The organism is Terriglobia bacterium (assembly GCA_020073495.1).
GTDB lineage: Bacteria > Acidobacteriota > Terriglobia > Terriglobales > Acidobacteriaceae > JAIQFD01.
Genome location: JAIQFD010000001.1, coordinates 260,650 through 273,186 on the forward strand (window position 1 = coordinate 260,650; position 12,537 = coordinate 273,186).

Annotated in this window: 15 protein-coding genes; 10 read left to right on the forward strand and 5 right to left on the reverse strand. The window is 63.7% G+C overall.

Going from position 1 to position 12,537, the window contains the following annotated elements; genetic code table 11:
- Window positions 1-37: 37 nt before the first annotated feature.
- From LAN37_01195 to LAN37_01205, 3 genes are read right to left on the reverse strand one after another with little or no spacing between them, the layout of a single operon-like run.
- Entirely contained in the window at window positions 38-418 is a 381-nt protein-coding gene (locus LAN37_01195) for a hypothetical protein (protein MBZ5645820.1), read from the reverse strand.
- An 11-nt stretch (window positions 419-429) separates the two neighbouring features.
- Window positions 430-1,566, reverse strand: coding sequence for an ACR3 family arsenite efflux transporter (gene arsB / locus LAN37_01200; protein MBZ5645821.1), 1,137 nt, complete (start codon window positions 1,564-1,566; stop codon window positions 430-432).
- Window positions 1,553-1,954 carry a metalloregulator ArsR/SmtB family transcription factor gene (locus LAN37_01205; GenBank protein ID MBZ5645822.1) on the reverse strand — a complete coding sequence of 134 codons (402 nt, stop codon included), beginning with the start codon at window positions 1,952-1,954 and terminating at the stop codon, window positions 1,553-1,555. The genes arsB and LAN37_01205 overlap by 14 nt, the downstream gene beginning before the upstream one ends.
- Window positions 1,955-2,057: 103 nt before the next feature.
- Here LAN37_01205 and LAN37_01210 point away from each other — a divergent pair, with 103 nt between their 5' ends.
- Window positions 2,058-2,492 (forward strand): arsenate reductase ArsC, encoded by a 435-nt coding sequence (locus LAN37_01210; GenBank protein ID MBZ5645823.1) that lies wholly within the window; start codon window positions 2,058-2,060, stop codon window positions 2,490-2,492.
- Window positions 2,493-2,914: 422 nt separating this feature from the next.
- Here LAN37_01210 and LAN37_01215 read toward each other — a convergent pair whose 3' ends face one another.
- Window positions 2,915-3,733, reverse strand: coding sequence for an MBL fold metallo-hydrolase (locus LAN37_01215; GenBank protein ID MBZ5645824.1), 819 nt, complete (start codon window positions 3,731-3,733; stop codon window positions 2,915-2,917).
- 392 nt (window positions 3,734-4,125) lie between these two features.
- On the opposite strand from LAN37_01215, the gene trpE reads away from it, so the two are divergent.
- The 8 genes from trpE to LAN37_01255 all read left to right on the forward strand — a co-directional run bounded on the left by trpE (window position 4,126) and on the right by LAN37_01255 (window position 11,201).
- On the forward strand, window positions 4,126-5,601 hold the full coding sequence (gene trpE, locus LAN37_01220; protein MBZ5645825.1) for an anthranilate synthase component I: 1,476 nt from the start codon (window positions 4,126-4,128) through the stop codon (window positions 5,599-5,601).
- 31 nt (window positions 5,602-5,632) lie between these two features.
- Window positions 5,633-6,046, forward strand: coding sequence for an archease (locus LAN37_01225; protein MBZ5645826.1), 414 nt, complete (start codon window positions 5,633-5,635; stop codon window positions 6,044-6,046).
- Between the two features lie 116 nt (window positions 6,047-6,162).
- Window positions 6,163-7,542, forward strand: coding sequence for an RtcB family protein (locus tag LAN37_01230; GenBank protein ID MBZ5645827.1), 1,380 nt, complete (start codon window positions 6,163-6,165; stop codon window positions 7,540-7,542).
- A 54-nt stretch (window positions 7,543-7,596) separates the two neighbouring features.
- Window positions 7,597-7,953, forward strand: coding sequence for a four helix bundle protein (locus LAN37_01235; GenBank protein MBZ5645828.1), 357 nt, complete (start codon window positions 7,597-7,599; stop codon window positions 7,951-7,953).
- Between the two features lie 29 nt (window positions 7,954-7,982).
- A complete protein-coding gene (locus LAN37_01240; GenBank protein ID MBZ5645829.1) occupies window positions 7,983-8,558 on the forward strand; it encodes an aminodeoxychorismate/anthranilate synthase component II in 576 nt (191 codons plus the stop codon).
- A 151-nt stretch (window positions 8,559-8,709) separates the two neighbouring features.
- Window positions 8,710-9,039: a PilZ domain-containing protein gene (locus tag LAN37_01245; GenBank protein MBZ5645830.1), complete on the forward strand. Its 330-nt coding sequence runs from the start codon at window positions 8,710-8,712 to the stop codon at window positions 9,037-9,039.
- A gap of 127 nt (window positions 9,040-9,166) precedes the next feature.
- Window positions 9,167-10,126, forward strand: coding sequence for a hypothetical protein (locus LAN37_01250; protein MBZ5645831.1), 960 nt, complete (start codon window positions 9,167-9,169; stop codon window positions 10,124-10,126).
- Between the two features lie 181 nt (window positions 10,127-10,307).
- A complete protein-coding gene (locus tag LAN37_01255) occupies window positions 10,308-11,201 on the forward strand; it encodes an energy transducer TonB (protein ID MBZ5645832.1) in 894 nt (297 codons plus the stop codon).
- Window positions 11,202-11,286: 85 nt separating this feature from the next.
- Here LAN37_01255 and LAN37_01260 read toward each other — a convergent pair whose 3' ends face one another.
- Window positions 11,287-11,574, reverse strand: coding sequence for a YtxH domain-containing protein (locus LAN37_01260; protein ID MBZ5645833.1), 288 nt, complete (start codon window positions 11,572-11,574; stop codon window positions 11,287-11,289).
- 321 nt (window positions 11,575-11,895) lie between these two features.
- Here LAN37_01260 and efp point away from each other — a divergent pair, with 321 nt between their 5' ends.
- Complete coding sequence (efp, locus tag LAN37_01265) at window positions 11,896-12,459, forward strand: elongation factor P (protein ID MBZ5645834.1); 564 nt, start codon at window positions 11,896-11,898, stop codon at window positions 12,457-12,459.
- Window positions 12,460-12,537 lie beyond the last annotated feature (78 nt).

Here is a 12,537-nt window from a genome sequence, read left to right on the forward strand (position 1 = left end):
TTTCCTTCCGTGATCCGAACCGTTCCGAGCAGTGGCATCATGCCGCTGCCGCCAGCCGCGCTTGCGCCTGGGAAAAGGCCTCTTTCACCTTTTCAATGGCTTGGTCGGTCGGCATCGACCGGAGATCAAGCGGAATCACCTGCTTGTCGAAGTCGATCCCGGCTTTCTCGAAGGCATCGCGGAACATCTTTTTCTGCATGCGGGGATCGCAGGCACCGATGATGTAAAGCGCGCCCGGTTTGAGGATTTCCTGGAAGAAGCGCTCGCCGTCGTCCACACACAGTTGCGGATGAAGAATGGCGTACTCGGAGTCCAGTTCATTGCGGATGAAGTTCAGCAGTTGCCAGAAATTCATGTCCTTGAATCCCGGGCACTCGCCCGTGCAGTTGCACATCACAAAACGCGGTTTTCCAGCCATAAGCGGCCTCCTCAGTCTTCAGCGACTTCGCTGGCGACGGTTTCGAGCGGCAGAACGGCCTCTTCAGCAGGCGCGAACCAGTGCCGCGTCCGATTGCAAAAGGAACATACGGAGAGCATCACCGGGACCTCGACTAGGACGCCGACCACGGTGGCCAGCGCAGCTCCCGAACCGGCTCCGAACAGGGCGATGGCCGTGGCCACGGCCAGCTCAAAGAAGTTGCTGGCGCCGATCAGCGCCCCGGGAGCTGCGACGCTGTGCTCCACTTTCAGCAGGCGCATCAAGCCATAGGCCAGCGCCGAATTGAAGTACACCTGGAGCAGGATGGGGACCGCGATCAGCAGCACGTGGAACCAACGTCCGGTGATGTTGTCGGCCTGAAAGGCAAAGATGAAGACCAGCGTAGCCAGGAGCGCTGCGATGGTGACCGGCGCAAAACGGGGCAGAAGCACGCGCTCGAACCAATCGCGCCCCCGGCGGGCGAGAAACCATTTGCGAATCGCCGTGCCCGCCGCCAGCGGGATCACGATGAATGCGACCACCGAATACACCAGCACCAGGAAGGGCACGCTCAGCGACGACGCTCCGCTCACCAGGAAGCGCACGATGGGCGCAAAAAGAAACAGCATGATGAGATCGTTCACCGACACTTGCACGAGTGTGTACGCCGGATCCCCATTGGTCAGGTAGCTCCAAACGAACACCATGGCGGTGCAGGGCGCCGCGGCCAGGATGATGACCCCGGCGATGTACTGGTCCGCCTGCGCCGGCGCGATCCAAGCGGCGAATACATGCCGGAAGAACAGCCAGCCGATCAGCGCCATGGAAAAGGGCTTCACCAGCCAGTTCACGAACAGCGTCACCATCAGCCCGCGGGGCCGCTGGCCCACGTTGCGGATGGAGGCGAAGTCCACCTTCATCATCATGGGCGTGATCATGAGCCAGATGAGCACCGCGATGGGCACGTTGACCTGGCTGCCATGCCCGAACTCCATGCCGCGCAACGCGTCCACCAGGCCGGGCGCCCCTTTCCCTAGCGCCAGCCCCGCGACCATGCACAGCCCGACCCACAGAGTGAGGTATCGTTCGAAAAAGGCCAAGCGCCGTGGGGCGGCGAGTTGCGGGGTAGCCGCCTCAGCGACCGGCATGGGTGTGGGCTTTCTCGCCGCGCAGGGCGGAATAGGGGTGGAACGCGCTGGCCGTGCAGGCGCCATCGCGGATGGCCCGCTTCAGCATTTCGGTGTCGGCGCGCAGTCCGTCATCGTGCTTGCACGCCTGACGCAGGAAATCGAACAGGAGCCGCGCCTCACCGTGGCAAGCGTCGGCCAGGCGGTAGTAGACGCGGAAGCCCTCGCGGCGGTCGAGCACCAGACCGGAGTTCCGGAGATAGGTGAGGTGGCGCGAGACGTTGGGCTGGGGAGACGCCAGCACGTGCTGGATGTCGCACACGCACAGCTCGCCGTGCAACAGCAGGTTCAGGATGCGCAGCCGGTTGGTGTCCGCCAGGCCTTTGAAGATCCGCTCCAGTTCTTTCATCCGGTCGTCCCTCTTGTGTATATTCGCATATACATATATAGTTGTCCACCGGCTCGCGCTGTGACGTAGGTCACCGCTGCGAGTGACACGAGGTCAACACCCGATGAAGCCCAAAGTGCTCTTCCTTTGCACCGGAAACTCCGCCCGCAGCCAGATGGCGGAGGGATACCTGCGCCACACGGCAGGGGACAGATTCGAGACGCTCAGCGCCGGAATCGCGCCCAAAGGACTGAACCCGCTGGCGGTCGAAGCCATGCGCGAGATCGGTATCGACATCTCGCAGCAGCAATCGAAAGACGTGGTGACACTCCTCGGCCAGCACATCCCCTACGTAGTGACCGTGTGCGACAACGCCAAGGAACGCTGCCCGATCTTTCCCGGGACCTGGAAGTTTCTGCACTGGAGCTTCGAGGATCCGGCAGCCGCCGAGGGCACCCACGAGGAGAAGCTCGCGGTCTTTCGCCTGGTGCGCGACGAGATCGTTGCAGACGTCGAGCGAGAGTTCGTACAAGGAAGCGCGGACAAGCGACGAGCTTGAGAGGAAGAATGCCGCAGCCGAGGCTTGTTCACTTCGCCATGGCCGCTTTGCTCGTCGCCTTACTAGCGACGTCATGCGCGCGGTCCGACAACTTCCAAACGGAACTTCGAAGGGTGCAGAGCGCGCTAGGTACCGACAGTTTCACGAACCACTCCCGGCCGAGCGCATCAGGATACGGCATAGTTGCGGATTGGCATTATCAAGTGGTCGGCGATGTCGCAGGAGTCGGAAGCGACCTCGCGCGACGTGTCCCGAAGGACTACCGCCAGGTAGAACAGTCCATCGGCATCCTTGAGTTTGCAAGAACTGACGGAGATGACACTTACTACCTGAAGTTGGTGCTATCAGCTGCCGGCCCTGGCAGGATTGCGATTTCAGCTACTCTACGCTGCTTGCCTGATTAGCAAGGACGAAGCGCCGAGTCAGACCTGGATCTCCATGCCCTCGCTGGCGGCGCGCACCTTGGGGTAGTGGTCGCGCGCGGTCTTGACGATGCTGTCGATGCACTCGTCGGAGTGGTCGGGGTCGTGGTGGAACAGGACCAACTCCTTGGTCCCGCTCTCCATCACGATGTTGACCGCCTCGCGCCAGTGGCTGTGGCCCCAGCCGCGCTTCTTGGCGGCGTACTCCTCGGGCAGGTACTGCGCGTCATAGATGAGGACGTCGGCGCCCGCGGCCAGCTTGCGCACATTCTTGTCGAAGATGGGATGGCCGGGTTCGTTGTCGGTGGCGTACACCAGCACGTGGTTCTCGGTCTCCAGGCGGAAGCCGAGACAGCCCTGCGGGTGGTTCAGCCACATGGATTGGATCACGCAATCGTCGAAGGCGATGCGGTCTTCCTCGATGTCGTAGAAGTGCCGGTGCGCCGCCATCTCGCTCATGTCCACGGGGAAGTAGGGGTCCGACATCTGTTCCTCGATGGCGCGCTGCAGGCCCCGCGAGCGGCTGGATGAGTGGAAGAAGAAATAGTTCTCCGGATTGTCGTACAGCGGCTGGAAGAAGGGGATGCCCTGGATGTGGTCCCAGTGGAAGTGGGAGATGAAGATGTGCGCGTGGATGGGCTTGTTCTCGAATTCCTTGGTCAGCTGCTTGCCCAGGTTGCGGAAGCCGGTGCCGCAGTCGAAGACGTAGATGTTCCCATTGACGCGCACTTCGACGCACGAGGTGTTGCCCCCGTATCGCAGGTTCTCCGCCTGCGGGGTCGGTGTCGATCCTCGCACGCCCCAGAACTTGACTTGCATGCGTCTCCGCCGGCTTTAGCGGCCGGCCCTATGATCGTGCGTACCAAGGGCGCCCCTGATAAACGCACCAATCCTTACGTGCTCATCGCCAGTATATGGCAAGGCTGTGGCACAGACGCTCGTATGGATCCGCGCCGATGCGCTTAGGGGAGAACGATTTGCGCCATGAGCGGCAGAAGTATAAGCCAACTAAGCCTCGGCAAGTCAATACTTTCGGAGGCACCAGACGTGCCGGAATGAGTACTCAGCCCTGGGTACTCGGTTCGGGGCAGGCCTAAAGCAGATGGCCTCGCCTGCCCCTAACCGGTCGAAAACGCTTGGGAGCATGACGAGTCCGTATAATCACCCGAGATTCGACTGAGAACTGAGCACCGGGTACTGGGTACTTCTTTATGCTGCGCCCCGATTACAACGAATTCGCTCGGGTGGCCAAGGATGCCACGCTGGTGCCGCTGTCGCGAACCATCACTGCGGACCTTCAGACCCCGGTGTCGGCCTTCCTGAGCGTTGCGGCCAAAGAGCCGTATTCGTTCCTGTTGGAATCGGTGGAGGGCGGAGAGAAGATCGGGCGCTACACCTTCCTGGGGGCGCGACCATACATGATCGTGAGGTCTCGGGGGCCGGAGGTCGAGGTCGAGCGCCGCGGCCGCTGCGAGCGCCGCGAGGGAAACGTCTTCGAGGTCGTGCGGCAGTTGCTGACCGCGCACCGCCCGGCGCACATCGAAGGCCTTCCGCCATTCACCGCGGGCGCGGTCGGGTTCTTTGCCTACGACATCGTGCGCCGGTTGGAGCGGCTGCCCGAGCGCGCGCGCCGCGATACCGATGTGCCGGATTGCGTGCTGATGTTCTTCGACCGCCTGCTGGCGTTCGACCACGTGCGCCACCAGATCCACATCCTGGCCGCCGCCGACGTCAGCCGCGAGAAGCCGCGCCAGGCCTACGACCGCGCCCTGCGCGACATCGCCGCCCTGGAGAAGAAGCTGCGCGCTGGAGTCCGCGCCGCCGATCTGCGCGCCAAGCCGATCCGCGGAGCAATGAAGACGAAGTCCGCCACCTCGCGCGAGCAGTTCATGAAGAGCGTAGCGCGGGCGAAGGAGTACATCGCCGCCGGCGACGTCTTCCAGGTGGTGCTCTCGCAGCGGCTGGAATTCGTTCCCGGGGCAGCTCCGTTCGACATCTACCGCGCGCTGCGCACGGTGAACCCGTCCCCGTATATGTACTTCCTGCGCATGGGCGACAACCGGGTCATCGGCTCGTCGCCGGAGATGCTGGTGAAGGTGACGGGCCGGCAGCTCGAATACCGGCCCATCGCGGGCACACGTTGGCGCGGCAGTGACGACGCTGAAGACAAACGCCTGGAGCAGGAATTGCGCTCCGACGAGAAGGAACGCGCCGAGCACGTCATGCTGGTCGACCTGGGTCGCAATGACATCGGGCGGGTCAGCGAGTACGGGACGGTGAAGGTGCGCGACCTGATGTACGTGGAGCGCTACTCGCACGTCATGCACCTGGTTTCGGCCATCGAGGGCAAGCTGCGCGAGGGCCTGGGCCCGCTGGACGCCTTCGCCGCCTGCTTCCCTGCCGGCACGCTGACCGGAGCGCCCAAGGTGCGGGCCATGGAGATCATTGAGGAACTGGAGCCGGTGCGGCGGGGCGTGTACGGCGGGTCTGTGCTCTATGCGGATTTCGCGGGCAATCTGGATTCCTGCATCGTCATTCGAACGCTGATGATGGATCGCAAGAAGGCGTTTGTGCAGGCGGGCGCGGGCATCGTCGCCGATTCCGATCCACAGCGCGAGCACGAGGAGTGCCTGAACAAAGCGCGCGCCGTGCTGCGCGCCGTCGAGCTCGCGCGCCAAGGGCTATAAGTAGTCACAGAGCTACTGAGCGCCGACGACCATGGCGACATTCGACGAGCTCGAGCACACCGCCGATTGGGCCTTCCGCGCACGCGGTGAGACCCTGGCGCTGCTGTTCATCAACGCGGCTTTCGCCATGTTCTCCCTGGAGGGGATCCAGGCCGAAGGGAAAAAGACTGGACAGACGATTATCCGCGAGCTCGAAGTGCAGGCCGTGGACAAGGAGGGTCTGCTGGTCAACTGGCTCAACGAGCTCCTGTATATCGCCGAGGTGGACCGCCAGTTCCCGGTGGGGATTGAAATCCTGGATCTCGCACCGCAGCGCCTGCGCGCCCGGCTGGAACTGATCGCCGAAGAACGGCCCGACCGCCGCATCAAGGCGGTGACCTTTCACAACCTCAGAGTCGAGCAAACGCCGCACGGCTGGGAGGCCACGGTCGTCGTGGACGTGTAGAGACGCCCGCACGGGCGTCTTTGCAAGACTAGAATCTTCTCGTGGCTATTCAGCGCAGCGACGTGCGGCAGATCGGCCCCACGCTGTGGGAGATCCCGCGCGGGTACCGCGACGACATGCGGGTGCCGGCGCGGCTGTACGCCGACGAAGAACTGCTCGAGGACGCGCTCCGGGATGCCTCAATCGAGCAGCTCATCAACACCGCGACCCTGCCCGGAGTCACGCGCTATGCGCTGGCCATGCCCGACATCCACCAGGGCTACGGGTTCCCTATTGGCGGCGTGGTGGCCACGCGCCTCCCCGACGGCGTCATCTCGCCCGGCGGCGTGGGATACGACATCAATTGCGGCGTGCGGTTGATGGCCTCAGCGGCCATGATCGAGGAGATCAAGCCGTTCCTCGACGACCTTGCGACCGTGCTCTACCACAACTGCCCCAGCGGCATGGGGACCCGCGGCTCCCTCCGGCTCAACAAAGATGACCTGGACCGCGTGCTGCACGACGGCGCGCGCTGGGCGCTGGACGAGGGCTACGCCCGCCGCGAGGACCTGGAGCACACCGAGGAACGCGGCTGCATCCCGGGCGCGGACGCGGAGTTCGTCTCGCAGAAAGCCAAGGACCGCGGGCGCGATCAGGTGGGCACGCTCGGCTCCGGCAACCACTTCATCGAGGTGGACCGGGTGGCCGCCATCTACGACGAAGACGCTGCCGCACGCCTCGGGCTCTTTCTGGACCAGGTGGCGGTGCAGATCCACTGCGGCTCCCGCGGGCTGGGACACCAGGTCTGCGAGGACTACGTCGGCAGGTTCCAGAAGACCGTGCTGGAGCACAAGATCGAGTTACCGGACCGGCAGCTGGTGTGCGCGCCCTTCAGTTCCGGCGAAGGCCAGGACTATTTCCGCGCCATGGCTGCGGCGGCAAACTTCGCCTTCGCCAACCGCCAGGTGCTCGCCGCCCACATCCGGCGCTCCTTCGAGCAGGTGCTCGCGGGCAGGGTGAAGGATTTCGACCTGCACCAGGTGTACGACATCGCGCACAACATGGCGAAGGTGGAAGAGCACGACGTCGAGGGGCACCATCTGCGGCTCTGCGTGCACCGCAAAGGCTCGACGCGCGCCTTCGGCCCCGGCTCGCCGGTGTTACCCGACGACCTGCGCGACCTGGGGCAGCCGGTGCTGATCCCCGGCTCCATGGGGACCGCGTCTTACGTTCTGCTAGGGCAGACCGGCAACATGCAGCAGACCTTCGGCTCCACCTGCCACGGCGCGGGCCGCGTCTGGAGCCGCTCCCGGGCCAAGAAGGAAGTGCGCGGCGCCGACCTGCGCGGACAGCTCGAGGCGCGCGGCATCCACGTGCGCGCCGGCTCCATGAGCGGCCTCGCCGAAGAAGCGCCGCAGGCTTACAAGGACGTGGCGCGCGTGGTCGAGGTGGTGCACCAGGCCGGCATCGGCAAAAAGGTCGCGCGCCTGGAACCGGTAGCAGTAGTGAAAGGCTAGTGAGTAGTGGGTAGTGAATAGTGGATAGCTGGGGGTGAGAAACGGAGACCACCTATGGCGGTGCAGTCATACCGCGAACTGATTGCGTGGCAAAAGGCGATGGATCTCGTGAGTCACGTTTACGATCTCACTGCGAGATTTCCGGAACGAGAGGCCTTTGGCCTTACCAGTCAGCTGCGCCGTTGCTCGGTGTCGATTCCGAGCAACATCGCCGAAGGCCAGGGCCGCTTGACCCGCGGTGAGTTCAAACTCTTCCTCGGCCATGCGCGAGGATCGTTGTTCGAACTGCAGACTCAAATCTCTATCGCCGAGAGGCTCCATTACATCGATCACCAGACTCATGACCAGACTCTTGTCCAAGCCGTCGAAGTCGGTAAGATTATTAACGGATTGCTGGCAGCACTCGACTAACCACTACCCACTATGCACTACCCACTAACGTGATCTTCGTCCTCGATAATTACGATTCCTTCACCTACAACCTCGTCCAATACCTGGGTGAGATGGGACAAACGGTCGAAGTGCGCCGCAACGACCAGATCACGGTAAGAGAGATCGAGCGGCTGGATCCTTCGCACATCGTGATCTCGCCCGGCCCATGCACGCCGCAGGAAGCGGGCATCAGCATCGAGCTTATCCGCCACTTCAGCGGCAGGAAACCGGTGCTCGGGGTCTGCCTGGGACACCAGGCGCTGGGGGCGGCCTTCGGCGGCAACGTGGTGCGGGCCAGGAACCTGATGCACGGCAAAACCAGCGCCATCGAACACGACGGGCGGACCATCTTCCGCGGCGTGCGCTCACCCATGACGGCGACGCGGTATCACTCCCTGGTGGTGAGCGAGGAAGGGCTGCCCCCGGAACTTGAGATCAGCGCGCGCGCGCGTGAACGCGACGGTTCCTCCGTCATCATGGGACTGCGCCACCGCCAGCACCCCACCGAGGGCGTGCAATTCCACCCGGAGAGCGTCCTCACCGAAGACGGCAAGAAGCTGCTGGCGAATTTCCTCGCCCTGTGAGCGGCGCGGCGAGTATGTCGCTGACCTGTTCCGGCCCTATGGTCGATGTCCAAAATGCATCTTGACACTTGCGCGACGGGAAGGCGATTCTACCTTGGCAGGGAGACTTGGCGAGCGCGCTGCATCGGCTCGCCGGGCCGGAGGCATCGGTATGGCCGAGGGTTCGCAGGAACAACGGGCAACGCGGCGGTTTGCGCTGCGCCTGCCCGTCACCATCAAATTCACCGACGGAGCGCTCGCTGAGGCGCAGGCCCAGACCCGGGACGTCAGCGCCCGGGGCGTTTTCTTTTACATGGATTCGAAGATCGAAGAAGGCTCCACCATCGAATTCACCCTCACGCTCCCTCCGGAGATCACCCTGACCGAGAGTATCCGGGTGCGCTGCCGAGGCAAGGTGGTGCGCGTGGATCAGCCCGGCGCCGGATCAAAAGTGGGCATCGGCGCCGTCATCGAGCAGTACGATTTCGTCTCCGAAGTCTGATCCACTCTACGTATCTTCGAGGCGGCCTGCGGGCCGCCTTTGAGTTTTGTGGGGACGGATCTCGCCCGTCCAGGTCCGAGACCTGCGCCCACCCAACCCCATTTGCTGCTAAGATGTGGCGCATCCCATGAAGTCCCCGCTGTCATCCTGCTGCGCCGCCGCCATCCTCTGCATGCTTCCGCTTACCGCTAGCGCGCAGCAAGCGATCGGCGAGGTATACGCCACCGATGCCACGGTGAAGGGCTCGGTGATCCTGGCGGGCGGCGGCACGCGCCTGATGAGTGGATCTTCCGTGACCGCAGGGAGCGCGACCGCGGTCCTCAAGCTGGCGCGTGGCGGCGAGGTGCGGGTCTGCTCGAACACCAGCATCTCCGTGGCTTCCTCGCCCAGCGGCCGCGATCTGCTGCTGGGCATGGGTACCGGCGCCATCGAGACCCACTATGACCTGGGAGCGAGCACCGATTCCCTGCTCACCCCCGACCTTCGCATCCAGTTGCCGGGACCGGGAGGATTCCATCTCGCATTCGGCGCCGACTCCCGGGGCAACACCTGTATCCGCTCCCTACCCTCAAACACCGCCGCAGTGATCGTGACCGAATTGATGGGCGACGGCAGTTACCAGGTGAAACCGGGTGAAGAGGTGCGATTCGCAGGGGGACGCGTCTCCGCCGCCTCGGCGGATGCGGGCGATTGTGGATGCCCGGCGCCTCCGCCGCCCGTGATCAAGACCGAGGCGCCCGCACCGGCAGAGCCGAAGAAAGTGGAATCGGCGGTGGTCGCGCAGGCGACCTCGCCCAGCGAGAGCAAACTGACCGCTCCCCCGCCGCCCGCCGATCCGGGACAGTTGCACATCGTCGTGGATGCACCTTTTGTCTTTAGCGCCGCAGATCCTGCACCCCTGCCCCCGCCCGCCGTCGTGAGCATGGATCTCTCCAGCCTGCCCAAGGTGCCGCAGCCGCAGGTGTCGCCTCCTCCGCCCCCGCCGCCCCTTCCACAGCAGGCCGCTAAAGAAGAGAAGAAAAAGCCAGAGCGGCGAGGATTTTTCGGCAAGCTCCGCGGCTTCCTCGCGTCCGTTTTCCGGGGATAGGCCCCGGGGCCGGAGAGATTCAGTTGACAGTGCCGGCAAGCCCGATTTGCGCGATAATACTTTCAGGCACGGGGATGCTTGGGTCCGCGGCTGCCTGGTACCTATTTGGGAGTAGAAGGCAGGGTTCCCCCGGATTTCGGGAAACGTTTTGCGCTGTTCGGGGTCTATACTTAGGGGATTGATGTCCGCATCTGAAGTAAAGTCGGCGCCGGCCGCATCGGGGGCGATGCTATCTCGCAACGAGACGGTGCTACCCACCCTGTTTGGCGTGGGCTACCACAACTATGACGTCCAGCCGAACAACTTCATCCTGTCGTTCCTGCTGCACGCCCTGATGGCGGCGGCCTTGTTGTACTCGGGGATCTACATCCAGGAGCACAAGGTGGAGATCAAGCGGCAGGTCATCGGCATGGTGACGGACATCAGCCCGTACGTGCTGCCCCCGGCCAAGGACAAGGCGGGTGGCGGTGGCGGCGGTGGCGATCGCGACAAGCTGGCCGCATCCAAGGGTGCGCTGCCCAAGCTCAGCGACAAACAGTTCACCCCGCCCGCAGCGGTGATCCGGAACGAGAATCCCAAGCTCGCGGTGGACCCGACGGTGGTCGTGCCGCCTCAGATCAAGCTGCCGACTACGGGACAACTGGGCGACCCGTTGTCCAACGTCCTTGGGCCGCCCTCGAACGGCACCGGCTCCGGCGGAGGCATCGGCAGCGGAAGCGGCGGCGGCGTCGGTTCCGGCCGTGGTCCGGGCGTCGGACCGGGCTGGGGCGGCGGGATCGGAGGCGGCGCCTATCGTGTGGGCGGCGGAGTGAGTGCTCCCCGCGCCATCTATGATCCCGAGCCGGAGTATTCCGAAGAAGCGCGCAAGGCCAAGTACCAGGGAACCGTAGTGCTCTGGGTAGTCGTGGGACCCGATGGGCGCGTGCGCGAGATCCGCGTTTCCCGTTCCCTCGGCATGGGCTTGGACGAGAAGGCCATGGAGGCGGTGCGGCAGTGGCGCTTCGATCCCGCCCGCAAGGACGGCCAGCCGGTACCGGTCCAGGTATCGATCGAGGTCAATTTCCGGCTCTACTAGCCGACAGCATCGAACAGAAATGCCGCGGGTTTTCCGCGGCATTTGTTTTCTCTGAGTACTGAGTACTAGGTACTGGGTACTTCGTCTAGCGGTCGAAGACCTTGCCGAGAGGAGCGACCCTGTCCTTCACGTCGTCGGCCCACTCGCCCCCGCGCTTCGCCCACTCGCTGCCGCGCTCCATCAACTCGTCCGCGCCTTCCACGGCGTCTTCGTACTTTCGCCGCAGGAGACGGCGCATCTGTTTTCCAGTCTTGGGTGCAAACAAGAGCGCGGCCAGCGCGCCGACGCCCAGTCCGATGAACAGGAACGTGATTGCCGTGCCCACCGTGCTGCGGTCCGAGGCCCGGTATTCACCGAATCGTTCGTAAGACATAACGGGTTCACCTGTGGACGCACATTCTACCCGCTTGAAGTAAGAAAAAACATTGCAGAAGTCAGATCGAGGAATGCAGAAGCGGGAACCCAAACTTCTGCATTCTGACTTCTTCGTTCTGACTTAATTGTTTCCGTCGGCCTGCCCAGCGGCGCCCTCCTGACGCACGTGTGCGGGAGGGCTGCCGTGGAATCGTCGTCTGGGGTAAAATTGCTTGTTTGTCTCTGAGCCGCGCGGCGCGTCTGTCCCTGCCGCTGCGCTGTGACCCGGTCCAGCGGGCTCTTCCGACAGCGAAATACGACAGGAGCTTTCTCTTTAATTATGGCGATTTCAGCGACCCAGATGCGTCCGGGGATGATCATCAAGCACAACAACGACCTGCACCTGGTCTTCAGCGTCGAGCACCGCACCCCCGGAAACCTGCGCGCCTTCATCCAGGCCAAGCTGCGCAACCTGCGCACCGGCGCGATGTTCGAGCACCGCTTCCGCTCCGCCGACTCCATCGACCGCGTGGTCGTGGACGAGACCGAGATGGAGTACCTCTACCAGGACGGTGACGATTACCACTTCATGAACACCGAGACCTACGACCAAATCCACCTGACGAAGGAGACCCTCGGGGACGCCACCGACTACCTGACGCCCAATCTGAAGATCAAGGTCGAGTTCCACGAGGGCCGTCCCCTCGGCGTCGAGCTGCCCCAGACCGTGGACCTGCAAGTCGTTGAGACCGAACCGGGGCTGAAGAGCGCCACCGCGTCGTCGGTGATGAAGCCGGCCAAGACCGAGACCGGCCTGATCGTGCAGGTCCCGCCGTTCATCGGCGAGGGTGAGAAGATCCGGGTGGACACTGCGGAGGGCACCTACCTGGAACGGGTGAAGTGATTAAGCTCGGCGGGCGGGAGCGTAGCGGGAACCCGCCGCGGCCAGCCTGACCCTGGGCGGAGCGCAGGCGATGGATCT

Coding starts and splice junctions, on each gene's coding strand:
- LAN37_01195 (MBZ5645820.1), bottom strand. CDS start 418: ATGGCTGGAAAACCGCGTTTTGTGATGTGCAACTGCACGGGCGAGTGC.
- arsB (MBZ5645821.1), bottom strand. CDS start 1,566: ATGCCGGTCGCTGAGGCGGCTACCCCGCAACTCGCCGCCCCACGGCGC.
- LAN37_01205 (MBZ5645822.1), bottom strand. CDS start 1,954: ATGAAAGAACTGGAGCGGATCTTCAAAGGCCTGGCGGACACCAACCGG.
- LAN37_01210 (MBZ5645823.1), top strand. CDS start 2,058: ATGAAGCCCAAAGTGCTCTTCCTTTGCACCGGAAACTCCGCCCGCAGC.
- LAN37_01215 (MBZ5645824.1), bottom strand. CDS start 3,733: ATGCAAGTCAAGTTCTGGGGCGTGCGAGGATCGACACCGACCCCGCAG.
- trpE (MBZ5645825.1), top strand. CDS start 4,126: ATGCTGCGCCCCGATTACAACGAATTCGCTCGGGTGGCCAAGGATGCC.
- LAN37_01225 (MBZ5645826.1), top strand. CDS start 5,633: ATGGCGACATTCGACGAGCTCGAGCACACCGCCGATTGGGCCTTCCGC.
- LAN37_01230 (MBZ5645827.1), top strand. CDS start 6,163: ATGCGGGTGCCGGCGCGGCTGTACGCCGACGAAGAACTGCTCGAGGAC.
- LAN37_01235 (MBZ5645828.1), top strand. CDS start 7,597: ATGGCGGTGCAGTCATACCGCGAACTGATTGCGTGGCAAAAGGCGATG.
- LAN37_01245 (MBZ5645830.1), top strand. CDS start 8,710: ATGGCCGAGGGTTCGCAGGAACAACGGGCAACGCGGCGGTTTGCGCTG.
- LAN37_01250 (MBZ5645831.1), top strand. CDS start 9,167: ATGAAGTCCCCGCTGTCATCCTGCTGCGCCGCCGCCATCCTCTGCATG.
- LAN37_01255 (MBZ5645832.1), top strand. CDS start 10,308: ATGTCCGCATCTGAAGTAAAGTCGGCGCCGGCCGCATCGGGGGCGATG.
- LAN37_01260 (MBZ5645833.1), bottom strand. CDS start 11,574: ATGTCTTACGAACGATTCGGTGAATACCGGGCCTCGGACCGCAGCACG.
- efp (MBZ5645834.1), top strand. CDS start 11,896: ATGGCGATTTCAGCGACCCAGATGCGTCCGGGGATGATCATCAAGCAC.